This is a genomic window from Comamonas halotolerans (genome assembly GCF_030162935.1).
Classification (GTDB): Bacteria; Pseudomonadota; Gammaproteobacteria; order Burkholderiales; family Burkholderiaceae_C; genus Comamonas; species Comamonas halotolerans.
This window is the reverse complement of record NZ_JASAUZ010000002.1, coordinates 54,284-77,610: the sequence shown is the minus strand read 5'-3', so window position 1 is coordinate 77,610 and position 23,327 is coordinate 54,284. Positions and strand designations below refer to the sequence as shown.

Sequence of the window (23,327 nt, the reverse complement as noted above, 5' to 3'; positions counted from 1 at the left end):
TATGCCTCAGTCCGAAAGAATGAGTACTACCTTGGTTCCACGCTCTGTTTCACCCGGGCGTCGCGCGTGGCAGCGGTTCAAGCGCAACAAACTGGGTTTTTACAGCCTGGTTTTGTTCTGTGCCATGGTGGTGTTGAGCCTGTGCGCGGAAGTGGTCAGCAATGACAAGCCGCTGGTAGTGCGCTATGAAGGTCAGACTTATTTCCCCTTATGGAAGGATTACCCGGAAACGGTGTTTGGCGGGGACTTTGATACCCCCACCGACTACCTTGATCCGTTTATTCAGCAGCAACTGCAGACAGGTAGCAACTGGGCCTTGTTTCCCCTCAATCGCTACGGTTCAAAAACCATCAATTACTTCGCTGAAGCACCCAACCCGGCACCTCCGTCAGTTGCGAACTGGCTGGGCACTGATGACCGCGGCAGAGACTTGTTGGCGCAACTGCTTTACGGCTTTCGTGTCAGCGTGCTGTTTGCGCTGGCACTGACCGCAGTTGGCGTGGTACTGGGGGTGATTGCTGGAGCCGTTCAAGGTTTTTTTGGCGGCAAGACCGACCTGGTGTTCCAGCGATTTATCGAGATATGGGGCTCCATGCCTGAGCTGTACCTGCTCATCATCTTCAGTGCTGTGTTAGCTCCCAGCATCAGCCTGCTCTTGGTGCTGCTGAGTCTGTTTGGTTGGATGGGCTTGTCCGATTATGTGCGGGCGGAGTTTTTGCGTAACCGGCAGTTGGACTACGTCAAGGCAGCACGTGCGCTGGGTGTGCCCAATGGACAGATTATCGTTCGCCACATCCTGCCCAACAGCCTGACGCCCGTGGTGACCTTTTTGCCCTTTCGCATGAGCGCATCCATTTTGGCGCTGACCTCGCTGGACTTTCTGGGCTTGGGTGTGCCTCCTGGCACGCCCAGCTTGGGAGAGCTGCTCAACCAGGGTAAAAACAGCATTGATGCCTGGTGGATTTCTTTGGGTACGTTCGCGGTGTTGGTGATGACTTTGTTGTTGCTGACATTTATGGGCGATGCCCTGCGTGATGCGCTTGACCCTCGCAAAGCCCAGGTCAGCGATGCGAAGGAGGGGGTGTGATGCAAGGTACACCTTCTCAAACACCGTTGCTGTCTGTTTGCGATCTCATGGTGCGCTTTGGCGATAAAGCCGTCGTGCGCGGTGTTGGTTTTGACCTTCATGCGGGAGAAAAGCTGGCGCTGGTTGGGGAGTCGGGTTCAGGCAAAACCATCACTGCATTGAGCTTGCTGCGGCTGGCTGGTGATGCCCATATCAGTGGGACAGCCATGCTGGATGGGCGTGATCTGCTGTCGTTGCCAGAGCGTGAAATGCGTGCGGTGCGTGGTGGTGATGTGGCCATGATTTTTCAGGAGCCGATGACTGCGTTGAATCCGTTGATGACGGTGGGCGCGCAGGTGGCCGAAGTGCTGCAACTCAAGGAGGTGCTGAGCAAGCAGCAAGCCTGGAAGCTGGCTGTAGAGGTTTTGGCTGCCACCGGCATTCCAGAGCCGCAACGTCGCGCGCAAAGCTATCCTCACCAACTGAGTGGCGGGCAGCGCCAGCGTGCCATGATTGCCATGGCATTGGCTTGCAAGCCCAGGCTGCTGCTGGCCGATGAGCCAACCACTGCGCTGGATGTAACGCTGAGAGCACAGATCCTGGAATTGCTGAGTGATTTGCAGCGCCAAAATGGCATGGCAATTTTGTTGATCACGCATGACTTGCATCTGGTGCGCCGCTTTGCTGACCGGGTGGCGGTCATGGAGCAAGGGGTGTTGGTGGAACAAGGCACTGTGGCTGATTTGTTTGCGCAGCCCAAACACTCTTATACGCAAAAGCTGTTGCAAAGTCAGCCTGTGCGGGATGTGCAGCCTGCCAATTCGCATGCCAAGGTTGTGGTGCAAGCGAAAAATCTGCTGGTCAGCTATCCGGTCCCTCTTTCAGGTATCAAAGGTTGGTTCAAAAAGGGTGAATTTATTGCAGTTCAAGGTGCTGATGTGAGGCTGCGAGAAGGCCAAACCTTGGGCGTGGTGGGAGAGTCTGGCTCCGGTAAATCCACCCTGGCTCAAGCGCTTTTGGGGCTGTTGCCCAGTCGAGGGGAGTTGCTGATCAGTGGTAAAAACTGGCAACTGCCATCCATACGCAACTCGGCGGTCAATCAAGCACTGCGTCGCGAAGTGCAAGTGGTGTTTCAAGATCCGTTTTCTTCGCTATCGCCGCGTCTGACGGTTGAGGAGATCGTGGGAGAGGGCTTGCGCGTGCATGCCCCTGACATCAGCGAAGCTGGGCGGCGTGAGCAGGTGCTGTCTGCGCTGCTGAGTGTGGGCTTGAGTGAGCAGCAGTTCCCAGGTTTGTTGCAGCGCTATCCGCATGAATTCTCAGGAGGGCAGCGCCAACGTCTGGCTGTAGCACGGGCGCTGATTGTGCGCCCCAGAATTCTGGTGCTTGATGAGCCGACCAGTGCGCTGGATGTAACTGTCCAGAAACAGGTGCTGGGCCTGCTGCAGCGTCTGCAGAGAGAGCTGGGTTTGAGTTATGTCCTGATTACGCACGATATGGACGTGATTCGAGCCATGGCTCACGAGGTGATGGTGATGAAAAGCGGCGAGGTGGTGGAGTACGGTGAAGTTGATGCGGTGCTGGGGCAACCGCAACACCCGTATACCCAGCAGTTGGTGCGTGCCACGTTGTAGGTGGATACCGGGTTTTGCCAAAGCTTTACAAACTTTTGGGATTTGCTTTGCAAGGGCTGCTTACTATGGGCACATGAGCAACCACCCACGAAAGGGGATCGCGATGAATAAGAAGAACCTTGGCATCACCGCCGTTGCATTGGCTCTGGGGTTGAGCAGCTTGAGCGCTTTTGCAGAGCCTGGGCGCCAACATGGCCCGCAGGGCCATGGCCCATCGCAACACATGCAGAAAGGACCTCCAGGGCCTCAGGGGCATCCTGGCCCCCAGGTTCACCGCCCTGGGCCTGCACCGCACATGCAAGGCGGTCCCGCAGCAAGACCTGTCCATCCACATGGCATCCCCCCTGGTCAAGCCAAGCGGATGGGCGCTGGCCCTAATCACAATTGGGTGAAAGGTGGTCGAGTGCCCCCACAGTACCGAGGTTACCAATATGTAGTCAATGACTGGCGTGGACACGGCTTGAGGCAACCGCCTCGTGGCCACCAATGGGTGCAATACGGGGGCGATTACTTGCTGGTGGCGATTGCAACCGGGGTGATTGCGCAGTTGATTCTGGGCAATTGAGCCTTCCGTGCTCCGCCACAAAAAAACCGGCAACAAGTGCCGGTTTTTTTGTGGGAGCGGCTTCTTGCCGCAACTCTGTTTGCAAACCCATCAAGGGCTTTTAAAAAGCTCTCGAGGAATCATTGCTTTGCAAGCTCGAATCAATTTAATCAATAGACAACAGAGTTATTTGTAGCTTCCGGTGGGGTTCACGCCATCTTGATGCACCCACAAAACCTTTTGCGTATCCACGCCCAGCAATTGTGCTTGGTGCATCAGGCGCTCTTCCACACCACGAGGCAGAGAAGGCGTGCGCGACAGAATCCAGAAGTAATCAAGTTTGCTGCCAATTACCATGGCCCATTGGTAGTCATCATCCAGAGCGACCACGTTATAGCCGCCGTAGAACGGGCCAAAGAAGGACACCTTTAAGGCGGCTACATCGGCGGCAATCGTTGGTTTGGCCCTGCCGTGAGAAACTTTCCATTCCCCACGTTTGGGGTCGTAGCCCCGGTTGGTGACGTGGATGCTGCCATTCGGGTTGAGGCTGTATTCCGCCTGTGTACGCTGCAGGCCCTTTTCAAAGCTGTGTTCAATGCGCGCCAGCTCATACCACTTGCCCAGATAGCGGTCGAGCTGAAAGCCTTCTATCGGGGATACTCCCTCAGGGAGGCGAGGGTTGCGCGATGCATAGATAGCCGCGCCTGCCAGCGCAGCCAGGCCAATGGTACAGACGACAGCGCTGCTGGACCTGCTGGAAGTTTGGGCTTCAGAAGTAGATTGACGGTGTTGCTGCAGAACATCTTGAAGACTTTTCACAGTGTTGTGCAGGCTGTCACGGTTGGAGCAGCGAGGGCAAGCGGAGGCGATGTCGGTCTTGCAAGAACGGTGAAAGAAAGACATGGGCAAGGTCCTGTGGCAAAAAATGCGAAGCACCAGGGGTGCGCTCTTGGAGCACACAGTATTTGTAGCAGAAGCACCGCCAAGTTGTAGGTCTTGCGCGTGAAAGTTTGTCCAGATGCCTTGTAGCTGTGGTGCGTATGCTGAAAAGGACCCGGAAATGAGTGAAAAGCCAAGATGTGAGACAATTTTTTGAATCCCGCCGTCACGTTGCCTTGCAGTGTGTGGAAAAATACCGGGTTTACTGAAACCTCAACTGGAGAGATTGCCATGGGCAATAAGATCGTTACTGAAGCTGATCGCAAGCGCACCCCCCGTCCCGTTGCTCCTAACGGCGTGACCTTGTTGGCTCAAGGCCGTGGCCAGCGCGTCAGCCTGGAGCGTGGTTCGCACACCCGCAGCAAGAAGAACCCCGGCAAGCGTGCTCACTCGGGTTAATCCTGCGCTTCTGGGTTTTTTGTGACCCGGATTAGCTAATAAAAAAGCCTTGGACTTAGTCTGAGGCTTTTTTGTTTAGTGGCGAACGAAAAAAAAGCAGTGTGCTTTGCTCTGCATTAATTCGAATGTGGTCGGGGCTGGCTGACAGTGGTTAGCATGGTCAGCTTTGTTTTTTGGATACATCAACGGTGTTGCACAAAGAAAGTCAAATGATGAGCAGCCCCGCACATTGGAGTGTGGTGTGTTTGTGCGCTGCTTGGTGTGGGGTATGTCGGCAGTACGAGCCCGAGTTCCAAGCGCTGCAAGACAAGTATCCACATGTGCGCTTTGCCTGGGTGGACGTGGAGGATCAGGAGGCGTTGGTGGGGGATGTGGATGTTGAAACCTTTCCCACATTGCTGATAGGGCATGGTGCGCAAGCCATGTTCCTGGGGCCATTGCTACCGCAGATCAAGGTTCTGGAGCGTTTGCTGCAGTCCTTGATGGAAGGTCAGCCGGCATCCTCCGCTTTGCCGCAAGAGGCAACGGCCATGTGGCAGCGTATTGCAGCGCAATGGCAGTGAGTGATGCAGGAAATCCAAGAGCTTGACGTTGCGAATCAAAGCTTTGCGGATACAATAAGCTATTCACGACCAAACGGGCGGATACCAACCGCCCTTTTTTTTTGGTCGCTTGCATTTGGAGCTCGAAGCCGCCAGCAAGCTAATTGCAGGATGGTTATCGGGTTTTTTGTACTTCCGGGATAGAACTTAGCACGTGGCACTACAGCAAATTGTTGAACAAACCGTAACGGGTCTGGGCTATGACCTGGTGGAGATAGAGCGTTCTGCAGGTGGCCTGCTGCGCATCACCATTGATTTGCCCTGGCAAGCTCCTGAAGAAGGTGCGGATCCGCTACCAGAGGTTTTTGTGACAGTAGAAGATTGCGAAAAAGTCACACGCCAACTGCAATTTGCGCTGGAGGTCGATGGTGTGGACTATGCCCGGTTGGAAGTTTCCTCTCCCGGTATCGACCGTCCATTGCGCCATGAACAGGACTTCGTCCGCTTTACTGGCTCTGAAATTGATATCACCCTGAAGGAAGCGATTGGCGCTGCAGGCGGTGGTGTCGTGAATGCAAACCGTAAAAAATTCCGTGGCACGCTTGAGCGTGCTGAATCGGGCGGCTGGCAGATCGTCTGGAGTGACGAGCCTGCGCGCAAGCCTGGTGCGAAAGTGAGCAAAAAGCGTGAACCCGCGCCGCTGCAGGCAATGGGTTTTGCGCTGGATGAGCTGCGAGAGGCACGTTTGGCTCCCGTGGTGAACTTCAAGGGGCGCGGCTCAAAGCCCGCTTGAGAGAAAAACGCCATAGCTGAACAGGCACCCTGTCAGGTGCCAGGCTTGAAAGAATTGAAATTAGGAGAGTCATCGCATGAACCGCGAACTGTTGATGTTGGTTGAGGCCATTTCGCGCGAAAAGAATGTAGAACGCGATGTGGTGTTTGGCGCTGTTGAACTGGCTTTGGCGCAAGCTACCAAGAAGCTGTACGAAGGTGAAGTGGATATTCGCGTTGCGATTGATCGTGACAGTGGCGATTACGACACCTTCCGCCGTTGGGTGGTGGTGCCTGACGATGCGGGTCTGCAAAATCCTGAAGCGGAAGAAATGCTGATGGATGCCGAAGACCGTGTACCAGGCATTCAAGTCGGTGAGTTCATCGAAGAGCAAATCGAGTCGTTGCCTATCGGTCGTATCGGTGCGATGACTGCCAAGCAGGTGATCTTGCAAAAGATCCGTGATGCTGAACGTGAAATGCTGCTCAACGAATTCATGGCCCGTGGCGAAAAGATCTTCACTGGCACAGTCAAGCGCATGGACAAGGGCGACATCATTGTCGAATCTGGCCGTGTGGAAGGCCGCTTGCGTCGCAGCGAGATGATTCCCAAGGAGAATCTGCGCAATGGTGACCGTGTCCGTGCCATGATCATGGAAGTGGATTTGACCTTGCGTGGCGCACCCATCGTGCTGTCTCGTTCGGCGCCGGAGTTCATGATTGAGCTGTTCCGCAACGAAGTGCCAGAAATTGAGCAAGGTCTACTGGAAATCAAGAGCTGCGCACGCGATCCTGGAAGCCGTGCGAAGATCGCCGTGATTTCACATGACAAACGCGTGGATCCCATTGGCACTTGCGTCGGTGTGCGTGGCACCCGTGTGAATGCAGTGACCACTGAATTGGCTGGCGAGCGCGTGGACATTGTGCTGTGGTCCGAAGATCCAGCACAATTTGTGATTGGTGCATTGGCACCTGCCAATGTCTCTTCTATTGTTGTGGATGAAGAAAAGCACGCCATGGATGTGGTGGTGGACGAGGAAAATCTCGCTATCGCCATTGGCCGTGGCGGTCAAAACGTGCGTTTGGCATCGGATTTGACTGGCTGGAAAATCAACATCATGGATGCGGCTGAGTCCGCCCAGAAGCAAGCAGAAGAGACTGACTCCGCACGCAAGCTGTTCATGGAAAAGCTGGATGTGGATGAAGAACTTGCCGGCATCTTGGTTGAAGAGGGCTTTAGCAGCTTGGAAGAAGTTGCGTATGTGCCGCTGGCCGAGATGTTGGAAATCGAGGCTTTCGATGAGGAAACCGTGACTGAGCTGCGTGCCCGTGCCAAGGATGCGCTGCTGACCATGGAAATCGCTCAGGAAGAAAGCGTTAGCGGTGTCTCGCAAGAGTTGCGCGACCTGGAAGGTCTCACACCCGAGCTGGTAGCCAAGCTGGCAGCTGGCGGTGTGTTGACTCGTGATGACTTGGCCGATTTGGCCATCGATGAACTGACCGAATTGACCGGTCAAACTGAAGATGAAGCCAAGGCTTTGATCATGAAGGCGCGTGAACACTGGTTCACCGACGGTCAGGAATAAGGGTCAGGGAGGATCGAACGGAGTATGTCTTTGAACACTGTCGCTGAGTTCGCAAACGAACTTAAAAAATCCCCTGAGACCCTGCTGGAGCAACTCAAAGCCGCTGGCGTGGCCAAGAATTCCAGCTCAGACGCCTTGACCGAAGCGGACAAGCAAAAACTGTTGTCACACCTCAAAGCCAGCCATGGATCTGAGGAAGGCAAAAAGAAGATCACGCTGACCAAGAAGTCGACCAGCGAGATCAAGCAGGCCGATGCCACTGGCAAGGCCCGCACCATTCAAGTGGAAGTGCGCAAGAAGCGTACTTTCATCAAACGTGACGATGCCCCCGAAGTGGCTGCTGAGGCTGCAGCCCGTTCTGCTCAAGCTGCGCAAGCTTCTCAAGAGCTGGCACGCCGCGAGGAAGAAGCACGCAAGCAAGCAGAGATGATTAGCCAACAAGAAGTGGAACTGGCGCAAGCGCGTCAAGAAAGAGAAGCGCGCGAAGAGCGCGAGCGCAAGGAGCGCGAAGCTGAAGAGCGTGCAGCTGCTTACGCAGCTGCCGAGGCTGCCAAGGCGCGTCAAGCCAAGGAAGCAGCCAAGGAAGCGGCGGCTGGCAATGCTGCGTTTGCTGAAGCACGTGCCAAGGCACAAGCTGAAGCGCGTGCCAAGGCAGAGGAAGAATCCCGTCAACGCCAAGCGGAAGAAGCTGCGCGTGCCAAGGACCTGGAAGATCGCCGTCGCAAGGCTTTGCAAGAAGCCGAAGCCATTCGCGCCATGATGGCTGCGCCCAAAAAGGTTTTGGTTGCCAAGAAGCCTGAAGAGCCCAAAAAGCCTGCTGCTCCTGCTGCTGATGCCAAGAAGCCTGCTGGTTCCAAGGATGCGAAGGGCGCCACAACATCGACGACCAAGGACAAGGATTCTTCTGCGCCAGGTCGCGGCAAGGACAAGGAAGTCAAGTCTTCCAAGCTGTCTTCAAGCTGGGGCAATGATGCAGGCAAGAAGAAGGAAATCAAGACCCGTGGCGACAGCTCCGGTGGCGTAGGCCGCTCGAACTGGCGTGGTGGTCCTCGTGGCGGCCGTCGTGGCGATCGCAACGACCAGCAGCAGCAACAGCAAGAATTCCGCGCTCTGGAAATTTCCGTGCCCGAAACCATCACTGTGGCTGAGTTGGCCCACAAGATGGCCGTGAAGGCTTCCGAGCTGATCAAGGTGCTGATGAAGATGGGCCAGATGGTCACCATCAACCAGCCTTTGGATCAAGACACCGCCATGATCGTGGTGGAAGAAATGGGGCACACCGCCAAGGTGGCTGCACTGGATTCGCCTGAAGCCTTCAGCGAAGAAGATGCGGCCAAGTACACCGGTGAGCTGTTGCCTCGTGCGCCTGTGGTGACCGTGATGGGTCACGTTGACCACGGTAAGACTTCGTTGCTGGACTACATCCGTCGTTCGCGCGTTGCTTCTGGTGAAGCAGGTGGCATTACCCAGCACATCGGTGCGTACCACGTGGAAACTCCACGCGGTATCGTGACCTTCCTGGATACCCCGGGTCACGAGGCGTTTACCGCCATGCGTGCCCGTGGCGCACAGTCCACGGACATCGTGATTCTGGTGTGTGCAGCCGACGACGGCGTAATGCCCCAGACCAAGGAAGCGATCAAGCACGCCAAGGCCGCTGGTGTTCCTATCGTGGTCGCTATCACCAAGGCTGACAAGCCAGAAGCCAACCCCGAGCGCGTCAAGCAAGAGTTGGTGGTGGAAGAAGTGGTGCCTGAAGAGTACGGCGGTGACTCTCCGTTTATCGCGGTGTCTTCCAAGACTGGTGCGGGCATCGACAATCTGCTGGAGCAAGTACTGCTGCAAGCCGAAGTGCTGGAGTTGAAGGCACCTGTGGATGCAGCTGCCAAGGGACTGGTCATTGAAGCACAGCTGGACAAGGGCCGCGGCTCTGTGGCCACCGTGCTGGTGCAGTCCGGTACGCTCAAGGTGGGTGATGTGGTGCTGGCAGGCCAAACCTATGGCCGTGTACGTGCCATGTTGGACGAAGATGGTAAGAGCGCCAAGGAAGCTGGTCCTTCGATTCCTGTGGAAATCCAAGGTTTGTCTGATGTTCCTTTGGCTGGTGACGAGTTCATGGTGATGGCTGACGAGCGTCGTGCCCGTGAAATTGCTACCTATCGTGCAGGCAAGTTCCGCAACACCAAGCTGGCCAAGCAGCAAGCCGCCAAGCTGGAGAACATGTTCTCCGACATGACGGCTGGCAATGTGCAGACACTGCCTTTGATCATCAAGGCTGACGTACAAGGCTCGCAAGAAGCACTGGCTGCTTCGCTGCTCAAGCTGTCGACCGACGAAGTCAAGGTACAGATCGTGTACTCTGGCGTGGGTGGTATCTCTGAGTCCGACGTCAATCTGGCGCTGGCTTCCAATGCCATCATCATCGGCTTTAACGTGCGTGCTGACGCTCAAGCCCGTAAGACGGCCGAAGGCAATGATGTGGATCTGCGCTACTACAACATCATTTACGATGCGGTAGACGAAGTGAAGTCCGCCATGTCCGGCATGCTGGCTCCTGAAAAGCGCGAAGAGATCATCGGTATGGCCGAGATCCGTACGGTGTTTGTTGCTTCCAAGATCGGCACAGTTGCAGGTTCGTACATCACCCAGGGTCACGTTACCCGCAGCGCGCACTTCCGTTTGCTGCGCGACAACGTGGTTATCTACACGGGCGAAATCGAATCGCTGCGTCGCATGAAGGACGATGTCAAGGAAGTCAAGGAAGGCTTCGAGTGCGGTATCAAGCTGCGCAACTACAACGACATCCGCGAAGGCGATATGCTGGAAGTGTTCGAAATCAAGGAAATCGCGCGTACGCTGTAAACCATAGCTGCCAGCGATAGTGCATAAAGGGTTTGAAGGCCGAACGGCTTTCAAACCCTTATCTGACTAACGCTCAAGCTCGTAATTCTTAATGGCACCTAAACGTAAATCTGCTGCACCGAATCGCAGCTTCAAGGTTTCTGACCAGATCCAGCGTGATCTGGCGGAGCTGATCGCCCGCGAGTTGAAGGACCCGCGTGTGGGCATGGTCACATTGCAGGGCGTGGAAGTCACGCCTGACTATGCGCACGCCAAAGTGTTCTTCAGCTTGTTGGTGGGTGACCCTGATGAGACGCAAAAGGCGCTGAATCAAGCTGCAGGCTTTCTGCGCAATGGCTTGTTCAAGCGCTTGCACATTCATACGGTTCCCACCTTGCACTTCATATATGACCGCACCTCAGAGCGCGCCGCTGACATGAATGCCTTGATTGCCAAGGCTGTGGCGTCGCGCGGACCCGAAGAGGGCCAATAAGCAATGAACGCCACGCGCACACGGGTGCAGCGGCGCCCTGTGCATGGGGTGGTGCTGCTCGATAAACCCATTGGCTTGTCTAGCAATGACGCTTTGCAAAAAGTGAAGTGGTTGTTGCGTGCAGAAAAAGCCGGTCACACTGGAACACTGGACCCTTTGGCCACCGGCGTGCTGCCGTTGTGCTTTGGCGCGGCCACTAAGTTCAGCCAGCTGCAGCTTGAAGCTCCCAAAACCTATATTGCTGTAGCCCGTTTGGGTCAGACCACCACCACGGCAGACGCCGAGGGTGAGGTGCTGCGCGAGCGTTCAGTGGACTTGGAGACAATCACGTCCGAGCGGCTGGCACAGGTGCAAGCCCAGTTCACGGGGGCGATCAGCCAGGTTCCCCCAATGTATAGCGCTCTCAAAAAAGATGGCAAGGCGCTGTATGAATACGCACGTGCCGGGATTGAGATTGAGCGCCCCGCACGCAATGTGACCATTCATGCACTGGACATTGTTTTGTGCAAGGATGCAGACGGCTTAGATGCCATACAGCTGACCGTAACGTGCAGCAAGGGTACATATATTCGTACGTTGGCAGAGGATGTGGGTGAGGCACTCGGTTGTGGTGCACACCTGCGTTCGCTGCGACGTATCGACACGGGCGGCATTGGTGTAGATCGTTGCATCACTTTGGATGCATTGATCAACATGCCCGAACAAGAGCGCATAGCGTATGTGCAGCCAGCAGATTGTCTGCTGCATGCACACACGGTTGTGACGCTGGACGCGCGTGAAAGCGGCCGGTTCTTGACCGGTCTGCGTCGCCGTGGTGATTGGCCCGATGCCGAGGCCGTAGCCGTATATGGAGATGAACCGCGCGCCTTGCTGGGTGTGGGGCACATCACAAGTGGGGAGCTGATACCCGATCGCCTGCTCAGCCCCCTAGAAATTCAACAAATCTTAGAAGGCACGCCGCGCGCATAAGTCTCGTGGCATTTTGGAAACAGTATGAGCAAAGAAATCCGCAACATCGCCATCATCGCGCACGTTGACCATGGCAAGACCACCATGGTGGACCAGTTGCTGCGCCAATCCGGCACTTTCGCCGAACATGAAAAAGTGGTTGACACCGTGATGGACAACCATGCCATCGAACGTGAACGCGGTATCACGATCTTGGCCAAAAACTGCGCGGTGTCCTGGAAGGACACCCACATCAATATTCTTGACACTCCCGGTCACGCGGACTTCGGTGGTGAAGTGGAACGTGCGTTGTCCATGGTGGACGGTGTGGTATTGCTGATTGACGCGCAAGAAGGCCCCATGCCTCAAACCCGCTTCGTGACCAAGAAGGCTCTGGCTCTGGGCCTGCGTCCGATCGTGGTCGTGAACAAGGTGGACAAGCCAGGCGCCAACCCTGACAAGGTCATCAACGCAGCGTTCGATCTGTTCGACAAGCTGGGTGCGACCGACGAGCAGCTGGACTTCCCTGTCGTGTACGCCTCCGGTATCAATGGCTGGTCGTCCAAGGAAGAGGGCGAGCCAGGCGGCAAGTGGGGTGAGGACATGTCCGCCCTGTTTGACACCATTTTGGAGCACGTGCCTTCAGTGAAGGGTGATGCCACAGCACCTTTGCAGTTGCAAGTATCCGCGCTGGACTACTCCACTTTCGTGGGCCGTATTGGCGTGGGCCGTATCACTCAGGGCACCATCAAGCCCGGTCAACAAGTGACTGTGATGGCTGGCCCTGAAGGTAAGCCTTACACCGGCAAGATCAACCAAGTGCACACTTTCCAGGGTCTGGATCGCGTGCAGGCGACTGAAGCAGGTCCTTCCGAGATCGTGCTGATCAGCGGTATCGAAAACATCGGTATCGGTGAAACCGTGACTGACACCGCCAATCCTCAGCCTCTGCCCATGCTGAAGATTGACGAACCTACCCTGACCATGAACTTCTGCGTGAACACCTCGCCTCTGGCAGGTCGTGAAGGCAAGTTCGTGACCAGCCGTCAGATCTGGGATCGTCTGCAAAAGGAACTGCGCTCCAACGTGGCTCTGCGCGTCAAGGAAACCGACGAAGACGGTATCTTTGAAGTGTCTGGCCGTGGTGAATTGCACCTGACCATCCTGTTGGAAGAAATGCGCCGCGAAGGCTACGAGCTGGCTGTGTCCAAGCCCCGTGTCGTGATGCAAATGATCAACGGTGAAAAGCACGAGCCTATCGAGTTGGTGACAGCTGATATCGAAGAAGGCCACCAGGGCGGCGTGATGCAGGCGCTGGGTGAGCGCAAGGGTGAACTGGTCAACATGGAACCCGATGGACGTGGTCGCGTGCGTCTGGAATACCGCATTCCTGCTCGTGGCCTGATCGGCTTCACCAACGAGTTCCTGAACCTGACACGTGGTTCGGGTCTGATCTCCAATATTTTTGACAGCTACGAGCCCTACAAGGGTGAAATCGGTGGTCGCAAGAATGGCGTGCTGATCTCCATGGACGATGGTGAAATCTTCACTTACGCCTTGGGTAAGCTGGACGACCGTGGTCGCATGTTTGTGAAGGCAGGCGATCCCGTGTACGAAGGCATGATCATCGGTATCCATAGCCGCGACAACGACCTGGTGGTGAACGCAACGCGTACCAAGCAATTGACCAACTTCCGTGTCTCTGGCAAGGAAGACGCCATCAAGATCACACCTCCCATCGATCTGTCGCTGGAATACGGCGTGGAATTCATCGAAGACGATGAGCTGCTGGAAATCACTCCTACCAGCCTGCGTGTGCGCAAGCGCCACCTGAAGGAACACGATCGCAAGCGTGCTTCGCGTGAATCCTGATCTGCGATGCTGTGCCAGCCTCTGAGCTGGCACACATAAAAAAGCCCGTTGATGCCATACGCATTGACGGGCTTTTTTCATGCTTGTCCAAGCAGCTTTGCTACTTTTTCATGCTTATATAACTGCTTCGATGGCTTGCGCTACGGAGAGCAGGTCACGGTCTTTTAGACGTGGTCCCACGAGCATGAGTCCAACAGGCAAATCGTGTTCTTGACGCGTGATCGGGATGGAGCAAGCGGGCAGGTCGTAAAAGTTGAACACAGAAGTATTGCGCAGCACGAGCATGTTCATCCGGTGGAATTCATCTGCTTCATTGAGGCTGGCAATCGTGGGGGCAACCACGGGCACAGTCGGCAGCATCAGTACATCGAAGTCAGCCATGGCTGCATCAAGCTCTGGTAGCAGTCTGGCACGTGCCTGCTGGACAGCAACGTAGTGGGCGGCAGGGATGGTTTGCCCACGCGTTATGCGTGACTTCACAAGCGCATCCAGCTGGTCATCTTTGCCGTCTTTAAACAATGTTGCGTGGATGCAGGCAGCCTCGCACGCAATCAAGGTGCCGTTCTCCTGGAGCTTGAAGGGGGCTTCTATCAGTGACTCTGCCTGCAAGGGCCTGATCCTGGCGCCCAGGCTTTCGAGCCTGTTGATGGTTTGCTGAAATGCCTGCAGCACTTCGGGGTCGGCATTGCTCAACAACAGTCCGTGGGGAACGCCAATGCGAAGCCCGTCGATGGAGCGTTGCGCAAGTGGCGCCACCGTTTCACCCGACAGGACGGCATCGGCAATTGCACAATCTTGAATGTTCAGTGCCAGCGGGCCCACCGTATCCAAAGTGAAGGACAGTGGAAAAGCACCTTCACGCGCTGTTCGCGATTGACTGGGCTTGAAGCCAGTGACGCCATTGAGTGCGGAAGGGATGCGGATGGATCCACCGGTGTCGGAGCCGATGGCTATTTCGCACATGCCACGCGCTACAGCCACACCCGCCCCCGATGAAGAGCCACCGGGGATGCGGTGGATGTCTTTGGCATTGCCTGGCGTGCCGTAGTGCGGATTGATGCCGATGCCCGAAAAGGCAAACTCGGTCATATTGGTCTTGCCAATAATGACCGCACCAGCCGCACGCAGCCGCTGAACCACGGTCGCATCCTGCTTGGCTGCAGGGGCGTTGCGCAGAACTTTGGAGCCAGCCGTGGTTGGTTCGCCAGCGACATCGAACAAGTCCTTGATGGACACAATGCGTCCATCAAGAGGACCTAAACAGATGCCTGTTGCAGCACGGGCATCGGCAGCGGCAGCCTCAGTCAGCGCAGAGGTGTTGTAAACCTTGGTGAAGATGCGTGTACCTTCATCGCCAGCCGCTGCTATGGCCTGCAGGGCTTGCTGGGTACGTTGGACACAGGTTGATGTCATGGCTATGGGCTATCAGGCAATTTCGGGGAGCACTTCAACTTCGTAGCGGTGACGCAGTGAGCGGTTGAGCACAGGGTCAAACAGTTCCATTTCGAAGACTTTGGACGGGCGAATACCGCCAATAGCGCCCACGGTGCCGCAAGTCATGACAGTGCCTTCGGCAAAATTTCCGTCAAAGCCGTCAATCAGGGTGCGTGGTGTGCGCAGGGAAGACATCGGGCCGTCCTGGTACTGCTTGCGCTCACCATCTTCGATGATCCAAGAGCGTAGCACCAGTGCATCTATGTGTGCTTCAACATCTGCATATAGCCAGGCATCCCTGGCCGCAGGTTTTGCACACACTTGCTTGGACAGGGCCACACTGTGAGACTCAAGTTTGCGGTCTGTGTGATCAGACGCAATGCTCAGGCATAACTGACCTTCTGCCTCAAACACCAGTGCTTCAATTTCACCGGAAGAGTGTGGCCCAACGACTTGGACAACCGGCTCTTGGGTAAACTGGTTGGCACCAATGCGGTAGTACAGTGGCACGCTGCTGGGGCGTGGCACACCAATGGCTTCCAGCTCCAGGATGTGGTGCTCGATGGCCTCCATATCACGCCCAGCCCAGCCGGCAACAATCAGGTTTTTCAACTCGACTTCGACCGTCTTGCTATGGCCTTGCGATTCAATGTTGAACGTAGCTTTCATTTCAAATACCAATAGAGATCGGTTCCATTAACCGAAAGTGTTGGGCATCCACATGGCAATGGAAGGGAACAGGGATAGCAGTAGCAGCATGATGAACATGGCTGCAACAAAGGGCAGGGCGCCGATGATGACGTCATTCATGGAGCCTGACTTGCGCAGGCTTTGCACGACGAACAGATTCATACCGACCGGAGGCGTGATCAGTGCAGCTTCAACCAGGATGATGATCAAAATGCCCAGCCAGATAGGGTCGTAGCCCAGTCCGATCATTACTGGCGCAACGATGGGAATGGTTGTGATCATCATGGACAAGGTTTCCATGAAACAGCCCAGCACGAGGTAAAAGGCAATCAGCACCAGGAGCATCATTCCAGCAGAGAGACCCAGGCCACCGATGAAGTCTGTGATGGCATTGGTCAAGCCTGTTGCCGACATCACAAAGTTCAGGAAGGCAGCTGCAATCACGATCAGCATGATCATGGCGGTGGATTTCATGGTGCCTTCCACCGCCTCACGCAGCATGGAAAGGGTCAGTCGCCCATAGCAGGCCGCGAGCACCAGAGCGCCCAGTACACCCAGGGCGGCGGCCTCTGTGGGGGTTGCCAATCCGGCGTAGATAGAGCCCACCACCAGGAAGAAAATGCCCAAGGGTGGAAGCAGGTTGATGAGGCTGCGCAGGCGCTCATTCCAAGTCGCGCTGATCTTTTTTCCACCCCATTCGGGCTTGACCAGGCAGGCGATGATGATGGTCAGGATGAACAAACCAGCAAGCATGAAGCCGGGGATGATGCCTGCCAGATAGAGCTTGGGCACTGAGGAGTTGGTAAGAACGCCATAAAGCACCAGATTGATCGACGGCGGAATCAGAATGCCCAGCGTGCCGCCAGCGGCCAGGCTACCCAGAAACAGAGGCTGGTTGTAGCCGTGCTTCCTGATCTGGGGAATGGCCACGGTGCCCACAGTGGCCGAGGTTGCCACACTGGAGCCGGAAGTCGCAGAGAACAGCGTGGATGCGCCAATGTTGGCATGCATCAGTCCGCCCGGCAGCCAGGACAGCCACAGGCTCATCGACTGGTACATTTTTTCCGCAAGGCCCGCGCGAAGGAGTACTTCGCCCAGCAAGATGAACAGGGGGATGGCTACCAGCAGGAATTCATTGTTGGTGTTCCATGAGATTTCCCCTAGTGCGCGGGTCAAAGGCAGGGAAGAGAACATGGGATCCAGGGTCAGGCCCAGGACGCCCAGTGCAGCGCCGACAGGGATGCTCAGCCCGATCAGCACCATCAAAAGGGTGAGTGCAGTCGCTATCATGACTTATCGGCCTTCTCTTTCGGACTGAATCAAACGCTTGCCATTGGCGGCTTCTTCGTCGGCTTCTTCTTGCGCAGAGCGGACGCCGCATAGCTTTTGCAGCGCATCTATGTCGCCAGTCACCAGCAGATAGGAGGAGCGGCACAGCATCAAGGCCATGACCAGGCTCATCCACATCAGACCGATGAACCACATGCCTTGTGGGATCCACAAGGGTGTTGCCATCGTTGAGTTGGCTGTGGAGTTTTGAATCCAGGATGCAGCCAGAACATCCCATGCGTACCAAGTCAGGAAGACGATGAATACACCCAGTGCCACGACCGAAAGCCAGTCCAGAAAAGCGGCAAGCTTGAGTGGCAGCTTCTGGTAGAGCACGTCAACACGCACATTGGCGCGTTGCAAGGTCGCGAATGCAAGTGCCCAACTGGTACTGATGGCGAAAGCAAAGCTTGAAAGCTCATCTGCACCGCCAGTGTTGAATCCAAAGAATTTGCGGGCCAGAACGTCAAAGCAGATCAGCAGAACGCTCGCAATCAGAAGGGCGCCAGCTACCCAGACAGCGTATTGTGAAAGAACACAGGCCCAGCGCAGCGGTGCCCATGTTTGAGTGGGTTCAGAGTGCATAACTCTTTCCTTTAAAGATTGGCGGACGAGTCCGCCAAATCGTTCCTACAGAGAAAAGATGCCAATTACTTCTTGGCTGTCATGCCGACGATGGGGCCAATGGATGCATTGAAGTCCGAGATGCATTGAGCGTTGCAGCGCTGCGCCCATTTGGTGAGAACCTTTTCTTCAAAGATCTTCTTCAGGGCAGTTTTGTCAGCTTCACTAGGCTGGACCAGCGTCATCTTGCCTTTGATGGTTTCATTGCAGCTGGAATGCCCCGAGTTACAGGCGTAACCCTGCTGTGTCTGTTCGTCCGCACCGGCCCAGATGTCGTTGATCAAGGTCTTGAAATTTTCGGTGATCAGCGCTTGTACGCCGGGATTGAGCGTGTCCCAGGCTTTCTTGTTGACCGCGTGGATCTGCTGGTTCCAGTTGATGGGCAGTGCGTACAGGTGCGTTGAAACTTCGTACCACTTCGCCGAGTAGCCTGACAGTGATCCGGTGATTGCACAGTCCACCACCTTGTTTTGCAGGGCAGGAACCACCTCACCAAAGGCCATGGTTACGCTGGAGCCACCCAGGGCCTCCACAAACTCGGCTTGAGTGCGGCTGGAAGTGCGGACCTTCTTGCCTTTGATGGACGACAGGTCTTGGATTTCTGCATTACAGAAAAGTACCTGTGCAGGGTAGGTTGACATGCCTAAAACTTTGATGCCCTGGCTACCGTAGAACTTCTCATAGGCGGGCTGGAATGCATCTGTCACAGCACGTGCAGTCTTGACATCGGTGGCCAGGCCTGCCAAGTCGATGGCTTCATTGATAGGGTTGTCTGCTGCGAAATAGGCCAGGGTAGAGGTGCCAAATTCAATCACGCCTGAACTCATCAGGCGCATTACCTCTGGCCCTTTGAGGCCCATGTCGTTAAAGCCTTTGATGTCGCCTGAAACTTTGCCTCCCGAGGCTGCTGGCAGGACTTTTGTCCAGAAAGGCTTTTCAAAATCGTTGTAAAGACTCAGATTGCTCAATGCACCCACAACCTTGAGTTTGGTGGCGGGAAGGTCTTGGGCGTGGCTGATGGTGGTGAGCGTAGTCGCTGCAAGTGCCAATACAGACAAAGACAAAGCACGTTTCATGGAGAGTCCTTTCATGACCTCAAAGCTTGGAACCAGTTCGGTGCAGGTTTGCACCAACCTGAAGAAATTGTGAAATTTCACAGAGACTTTAAAAGCCATCTCACAAATTTTTATCAAGGGTTTACCTGTATGTCTGTGAATTCAGTGAAATTTCACAACACACGGCATGCTTGCTTAGCGAATTCCGTGCCAGCAAACATCGATATGATCTACACCCAAGCAGCGACGCTGCGCTTTCAACGTGGAGAGGCGTATTGATGGCTCGGGAGAAGAAAAAAACGGATACAAGCCCAGCGGTTTCGCAAAACGAACGTGCTTATGAAGCGCTCCATGATCGCTTGACGACCCTGGTATACAAACCTGGCGAATATCTCAACATTGCATTGTTGATGGAGGACCTGGAGCTGGGCCGCACTCCGATCAATCACGCATTGCATCGGCTGGAGAACGAAGGCTTGGTGCAGATTCTTCCGCGCAAAGGGGTCATGGTGGCTCCACTGTCCATAGATGATGCAATGCACATGATTGAGGTGCGGCTGGTCAACGAAGGCTTGTGTGCGCGACTGGCTGCGCAATACATCACAGGTGATGAAATTGCGCGCTTGCGAGATATAGCTTTCGCTTTCAACCAAGCTGTCGCGCAGCGCAAAATGACCGAAATGATGGCGCTTGATCGCAGTTTCCATGAAGTGATTGCTACGGCTTCACGCAACCCTGTGCTTATGGATGTCCTGCGCGTGTTGCATGGGCGGTCACAGCGGTTTTGGGCCATCTCCTTGTCGCACCATGGTCATGTTGGGGAAGTGCAGGATGAGCATGCGCAAATCGTTGAGGCATTGGCATCTGGTGATGCCAAAGTGGCGGCTGAATGCATTGAGCAACATGTGCTGTCGTTCAGAGAGTCCTTGCTCCGCCAGCGCTGAAAAGTAAATCAATCAACAGTCATTGCGGCAGGCGTCCTATGACAAGGACCTCCAGCGAGTGAGACTGGCTGGATGCACTGAAGGCACTTTGCGTGAGAGCACTGGGCTGACGTTACTTGTCTACCCCCCGAATCCACTCAGTCAAAGCCTGCGATAAAGCGCAAAGCGATGGTTGGCTGGCATTCCTGTAGGCCAATGCTGCAAGTTGGGCAGGCCCACACAATCAACGGCCTTGATTGTTATGAATTCTTGATAGCGGAACTGCCAGGGACGGTGTTTGATTCTGCAATCAATGAGCCAGTCAATGCATTTTGGGTGACAAGGCGAGTTGCGCGCATGCGCTATCGTTGGGTTTTTCGGAGACAAGTTGGAGTACAAAAATGTCGAATTCCTCTACAGACGTTCTGGCCGAAGTTCGCGGTCGTATTGGCTGTATTACGCTGAACCGCCCCAAGGCAATCAATGCCTTGTCATTGGGGATGGTACGGGCTCTGCTCGCGCAGTTGCTGGCCTGGAAAGATGATCCACAGGTGCTGGCGGTTGCCATTCGTGGCACTCACAAGGAAGGTGTGTTCGGGCATTTCTGCGCTGGCGGAGACATCCGCTTTTTGCATCAGGCGGGCAGTACAGGCAACCCTGAACTGGAGGACTTCTTCACTGAAGAGTACGCGCTCAACCACTTGATTTTTACCTATCCCAAACCCTATATCGCCTTCATGGATGGGATTGTGATGGGGGGAGGTATGGGTATCAGTCAGGGCGCCAGCGTGCGCATCGTGACCGAGAAAACCAAGATGGCCATGCCGGAGACAATCATTGGCCTGTTCCCTGATGTGGGCGGCGGTTACTTTCTTTCCCGTTGCCCTGGGGCAGTAGGGGAGTGGTTGGCGTTAACGGGTGACACGATTGGTGCGGCTGATGCGCTGGCCTTCAATTTGGCCGATGCTTTCCTGCCCTCCGAGCAGCAACAAGGTCTGTGGGATGCCTTGGCATCACAAAGCTTTTCCTCCAGTGATGCAGTACAAGCTTTTGTCACTGCGCAAACACAGGCTCAAGCGTCTGGTATGGCGCGTGATGCGGCGCAGATTGACCGGATCTTTGCCTTGCCGACGGTGCCCGCCATCATGCAGGCTCTGGAGGCCGATGCGAGCGAATGGGCGCAGACGACAGCAGCAGCCCTGCGCAAACGCTCACCCTTGATGCTGTTTGTGGTATTGGAGCAGATTCGTCGTGCCCGCAGCATGGATGTAGCCTCGGATCTGCGCATGGAGCGGGATATGGTGCGCCATTGTTTCTACTTGCGACCTGGTCAGTCTGAAACAGTGGAAGGTATCCGTGCGCTGGCTGTGGACAAAGATCACAAGCCTAAATGGAACCCTGCGCGCATTGAAGAGGTGCCAGAGGATTTGTGGAAGGCGTTTTTTGTCAGCCCATGGCCTGCCCATTCGCATCCTTTGGCTGCACTCAAAGACTGAGCAATGAGGCGCTAAAAAACCGCGTATTGGCTGCGCGGTTTTTTTATTGCCGTTCCAGCTATTGGCCGCAGCACGAGGTGGAGCAAAGAGCAGGCGCTGGTGAATACGGCAACAGTAAGTTTGTGCTCAGCGGTTGCGACTTTTCATGGCGCGCTCAACTTCGCGCTTGCCTTCGCGGTCACGGATGACATCGCGCTTGTCGTGCTCGCCCTTGCCCTTGGCAAGCGCAATTTCACACTTCACCAAGCCATTTTTCCAGTGCAGATTCACAGGCACCAATGTGTAGCCTTTTTGTTCCACCTTGCCGATGAGGCGACGGATTTCGTCCTTCTTCATCAACAGCTTCTTGATGCGTGCCGCATCGGGGTTGACGTGGGTGGACGCTGTTTTCAAAGGCTGAATTTGGCAGCCGATCAGGTACAGCTCGCCTTCCTTGATGATGACGTAGCCTTCGCTGATCTGGGCCTTGCCGCTGCGCAGGGCTTTGACTTCCCAGCCATGCAGCACAATGCCTGCTTCATGGCGTTCTTCAAAGAAATAGTTGAACGCCGCTTTCTTGTTGTCCGCAATGCGGGAGTTGGTTTCTGGTTTTTTTGCCATGGGTCTTTCAGGGCGGGTGACCCGCAGATGCCGGGCTCTACCTACAATTGGCGTTTCTCCCGCTAAACAGCGATTCTAGTTTCTCCAGCTCCAGGTTACCCTGAAAGCATGCCAATGTCCTAAGGTGGGGTGGTGCTGGTTTTTATGTTTTCATGAAAAACGTCAACAAGTCCGTCCTCATTTGGTATAGCCCTGAAGAAATGTTTGCGCTCGTGGCAGACGTTGCGCGCTATCCCGAGTTTCTGCCTTGGTGCTCGCATACAAAGGTTTTGGAGCAGGATGAGCAGAGCATGACAGCAGAGGTCGGCATGTCAATGGGCGCGCTCAAAAAATCATTTGTGACACGCAATGTGCATGAAGGCAAGCGCAAAATAAGCATGCGTTTGGTCAAAGGTCCATTCTCTCGTTTGGAAGGCCACTGGATTTTTCACCCTGTGGGTGATGGCACGCAACGCGCTTGCAAGGTGGAGTTGCAGCTGGATTATGGCTTTGACAGCATGGCAATTGCAGCGCTGATCGGTCCGATTTTTGATCGCATTGCCAACTCCATGGTGGATGCTTTCATCAAGAGAGCCGAGAAAGTCTATGGCTGAGGTGGGCATGCTGCAGGTGACAGTGGTTTGGGTGGATGCACGCGATCAGGTGCAGGAGCGTGCAGTGTCTCTGCTGCCGGGCGCAACCCTGCAAGAGGCTCTGCAAGCCTGTGGCCTGACGCTGGGCGTCACACAAGCATGCGGTGTTTGGGGGCGTACTCAGCCACTTGACCATGTTTTATGTGCTGGTGATCGTGTGGAGCTGTATCAACCGCTCAAGGTCGACCCCAAAGTGGCTCGTCGGGAGCGGTTCGCCAGGCAAGGGGCGCGCAGTGCCGGGCTTTTTGCAAGCCGACGCGCCAACAGCAAGGCAGGTTACTAAGCACCGAGCTATCTGGCGCGTGGTCGGAAAGCGGCTTAGCCACCTGCGCGATTATTTACAGTTCTCTTTGATGATTCGCTGCGTGCGTTGCAGCGCTGCTTGACGTTGGGGTTCTGTCATGATGCCGCGCTCCCCCTTTTCGTTGGTGTGCGAGTGCAGTGCGCCTGATTGCAGCGAAGCTTGCGCAGCCTGTGCGCGCTGGCAATTTTCCTGGCGCAGTTTGGCCTGCTGGGCTTCATGCTTTTTTTGCTCTTCCTGTGCCTTGCGGTTGGCTTCCTCTACCGCTTTGTCATTGGCAGCTTTCTCCGCATCTTCCTGGGCTTGCGCAGTACTGGCTTGCTGTGCTTGCTTGACTGGAGAGGGGGCAGGGTCCGCAGGCGAGTGCGCATTGTCCGGCGTCTTATCGTCTGCGCTGGGATAGCGTACTTCGTTGCTGGCCGACGGCTTGGCGTAGGGCTGCTTGATGATTTGTGTGGGCGATATATCTGCTGGCGGCGGGCGATCGCTGAACACTTTACGTCCACTGTCATCCACCCATTGCCACTGGGCGAAAACAGTGCAGCTACAAGCGCTTAGCGCGGCGGCGATCAAGAGTTTCTGGGTGCTCATGGCTATGAGTTTAGCGC

The 23,327-nt window shown here is 55.4% G+C and carries 23 protein-coding genes; 15 read left to right on the top strand and 8 right to left on the bottom strand.

What is annotated here, in order from left to right; translation table 11 throughout:
- Positions 1-19: 19 nt before the first annotated feature.
- From QEP11_RS03865 to QEP11_RS03855, 3 genes are all read left to right on the top strand, one after another.
- A complete protein-coding gene (locus tag QEP11_RS03865; protein WP_284335293.1) occupies positions 20-1,087 on the top strand; it encodes an ABC transporter permease in 1,068 nt (355 codons plus the stop codon).
- Positions 1,087-2,700 carry an ABC transporter ATP-binding protein gene (locus tag QEP11_RS03860; RefSeq protein ID WP_284335292.1) on the top strand — a complete coding sequence of 538 codons (1,614 nt, stop codon included), beginning with the start codon at positions 1,087-1,089 and terminating at the stop codon, positions 2,698-2,700. Before QEP11_RS03865 ends, QEP11_RS03860 begins: the two co-directional genes overlap by 1 nt.
- A gap of 103 nt (positions 2,701-2,803) precedes the next feature.
- Complete coding sequence (locus tag QEP11_RS03855) at positions 2,804-3,265, top strand: RcnB family protein (protein ID WP_284335291.1); 462 nt, start codon at positions 2,804-2,806, stop codon at positions 3,263-3,265.
- A 165-nt stretch (positions 3,266-3,430) separates the two neighbouring features.
- Here the strand turns inward: QEP11_RS03855 and QEP11_RS03850 are convergent, their stop codons facing one another.
- Positions 3,431-4,147 carry a lipocalin family protein gene (locus QEP11_RS03850; RefSeq protein ID WP_284335290.1) on the bottom strand — a complete coding sequence of 239 codons (717 nt, stop codon included), beginning with the start codon at positions 4,145-4,147 and terminating at the stop codon, positions 3,431-3,433.
- Between the two features lie 267 nt (positions 4,148-4,414).
- On the opposite strand from QEP11_RS03850, the gene QEP11_RS03845 reads away from it, so the two are divergent.
- The 8 genes from QEP11_RS03845 to typA all read left to right on the top strand — a co-directional run bounded on the left by QEP11_RS03845 (position 4,415) and on the right by typA (position 13,635).
- Positions 4,415-4,582: a hypothetical protein gene (locus tag QEP11_RS03845; RefSeq protein ID WP_284335288.1), complete on the top strand. Its 168-nt coding sequence runs from the start codon at positions 4,415-4,417 to the stop codon at positions 4,580-4,582.
- Between the two features lie 209 nt (positions 4,583-4,791).
- On the top strand, positions 4,792-5,145 hold the full coding sequence (locus tag QEP11_RS03840; RefSeq protein ID WP_284335287.1) for a thioredoxin family protein: 354 nt from the start codon (positions 4,792-4,794) through the stop codon (positions 5,143-5,145).
- Between the two features lie 193 nt (positions 5,146-5,338).
- A complete protein-coding gene (gene rimP / locus QEP11_RS03835; protein WP_284335285.1) occupies positions 5,339-5,917 on the top strand; it encodes a ribosome maturation factor RimP in 579 nt (192 codons plus the stop codon).
- 76 nt (positions 5,918-5,993) lie between these two features.
- Entirely contained in the window at positions 5,994-7,481 is a 1,488-nt protein-coding gene (gene nusA, locus QEP11_RS03830) for a transcription termination factor NusA (protein WP_284335284.1), read from the top strand.
- Positions 7,482-7,505: 24 nt separating this feature from the next.
- Entirely contained in the window at positions 7,506-10,343 is a 2,838-nt protein-coding gene (gene infB, locus QEP11_RS03825) for a translation initiation factor IF-2 (RefSeq protein WP_284335282.1), read from the top strand.
- Positions 10,344-10,434: 91 nt separating this feature from the next.
- On the top strand, positions 10,435-10,815 hold the full coding sequence (gene rbfA, locus QEP11_RS03820) for a 30S ribosome-binding factor RbfA (RefSeq protein WP_284335281.1): 381 nt from the start codon (positions 10,435-10,437) through the stop codon (positions 10,813-10,815).
- A gap of 3 nt (positions 10,816-10,818) precedes the next feature.
- The gene (gene truB, locus QEP11_RS03815) at positions 10,819-11,784 is read left to right on the top strand and encodes a tRNA pseudouridine(55) synthase TruB (protein WP_284335280.1); all 966 of its coding nucleotides are present in this window, start codon (positions 10,819-10,821) and stop codon (positions 11,782-11,784) included.
- 24 nt (positions 11,785-11,808) lie between these two features.
- Entirely contained in the window at positions 11,809-13,635 is a 1,827-nt protein-coding gene (gene typA / locus QEP11_RS03810; RefSeq protein ID WP_284335279.1) for a translational GTPase TypA, read from the top strand.
- Between the two features lie 114 nt (positions 13,636-13,749).
- On the opposite strand, the gene QEP11_RS03805 is transcribed toward typA, so the two are convergent.
- From QEP11_RS03805 to QEP11_RS03785, 5 genes are all read right to left on the bottom strand, one after another.
- Positions 13,750-15,048, bottom strand: coding sequence for an amidase (locus tag QEP11_RS03805; protein ID WP_284335278.1), 1,299 nt, complete (start codon positions 15,046-15,048; stop codon positions 13,750-13,752).
- Between the two features lie 12 nt (positions 15,049-15,060).
- Positions 15,061-15,738, bottom strand: a complete 678-nt coding sequence (locus QEP11_RS03800) for a DUF2848 domain-containing protein (protein WP_284335276.1) — start codon at positions 15,736-15,738, stop codon at positions 15,061-15,063.
- Between the two features lie 27 nt (positions 15,739-15,765).
- Complete coding sequence (locus QEP11_RS03795; RefSeq protein WP_284335275.1) at positions 15,766-17,049, bottom strand: TRAP transporter large permease; 1,284 nt, start codon at positions 17,047-17,049, stop codon at positions 15,766-15,768.
- A 3-nt stretch (positions 17,050-17,052) separates the two neighbouring features.
- Positions 17,053-17,673, bottom strand: a complete 621-nt coding sequence (locus QEP11_RS03790; RefSeq protein WP_284335274.1) for a TRAP transporter small permease subunit — start codon at positions 17,671-17,673, stop codon at positions 17,053-17,055.
- 65 nt (positions 17,674-17,738) lie between these two features.
- On the bottom strand, positions 17,739-18,788 hold the full coding sequence (locus QEP11_RS03785) for a TRAP transporter substrate-binding protein (protein ID WP_284335273.1): 1,050 nt from the start codon (positions 18,786-18,788) through the stop codon (positions 17,739-17,741).
- A 338-nt stretch (positions 18,789-19,126) separates the two neighbouring features.
- On the opposite strand from QEP11_RS03785, the gene QEP11_RS03780 reads away from it, so the two are divergent.
- Together QEP11_RS03780 and QEP11_RS03775 are read left to right on the top strand one after the other, a co-directional pair.
- On the top strand, positions 19,127-19,711 hold the full coding sequence (locus QEP11_RS03780) for a GntR family transcriptional regulator (protein WP_413788671.1): 585 nt from the start codon (positions 19,127-19,129) through the stop codon (positions 19,709-19,711).
- A gap of 380 nt (positions 19,712-20,091) precedes the next feature.
- Positions 20,092-21,186: an enoyl-CoA hydratase/isomerase family protein gene (locus QEP11_RS03775; protein ID WP_284335271.1), complete on the top strand. Its 1,095-nt coding sequence runs from the start codon at positions 20,092-20,094 to the stop codon at positions 21,184-21,186.
- A gap of 126 nt (positions 21,187-21,312) precedes the next feature.
- On the opposite strand, the gene smpB is transcribed toward QEP11_RS03775, so the two are convergent.
- Entirely contained in the window at positions 21,313-21,786 is a 474-nt protein-coding gene (gene smpB, locus QEP11_RS03770; protein ID WP_284335270.1) for an SsrA-binding protein SmpB, read from the bottom strand.
- Positions 21,787-21,938: 152 nt separating this feature from the next.
- On the opposite strand from smpB, the gene QEP11_RS03765 reads away from it, so the two are divergent.
- Complete coding sequence (locus QEP11_RS03765) at positions 21,939-22,379, top strand: type II toxin-antitoxin system RatA family toxin (RefSeq protein WP_284335269.1); 441 nt, start codon at positions 21,939-21,941, stop codon at positions 22,377-22,379.
- Positions 22,372-22,701: an RnfH family protein gene (locus QEP11_RS03760; protein ID WP_284335268.1), complete on the top strand. Its 330-nt coding sequence runs from the start codon at positions 22,372-22,374 to the stop codon at positions 22,699-22,701. Before QEP11_RS03765 ends, QEP11_RS03760 begins: the two co-directional genes overlap by 8 nt.
- 51 nt (positions 22,702-22,752) lie before the next feature.
- Here the strand turns inward: QEP11_RS03760 and QEP11_RS03755 are convergent, their stop codons facing one another.
- On the bottom strand, positions 22,753-23,310 hold the full coding sequence (locus QEP11_RS03755) for a DUF4124 domain-containing protein (protein WP_284335267.1): 558 nt from the start codon (positions 23,308-23,310) through the stop codon (positions 22,753-22,755).
- Positions 23,311-23,327 lie beyond the last annotated feature (17 nt).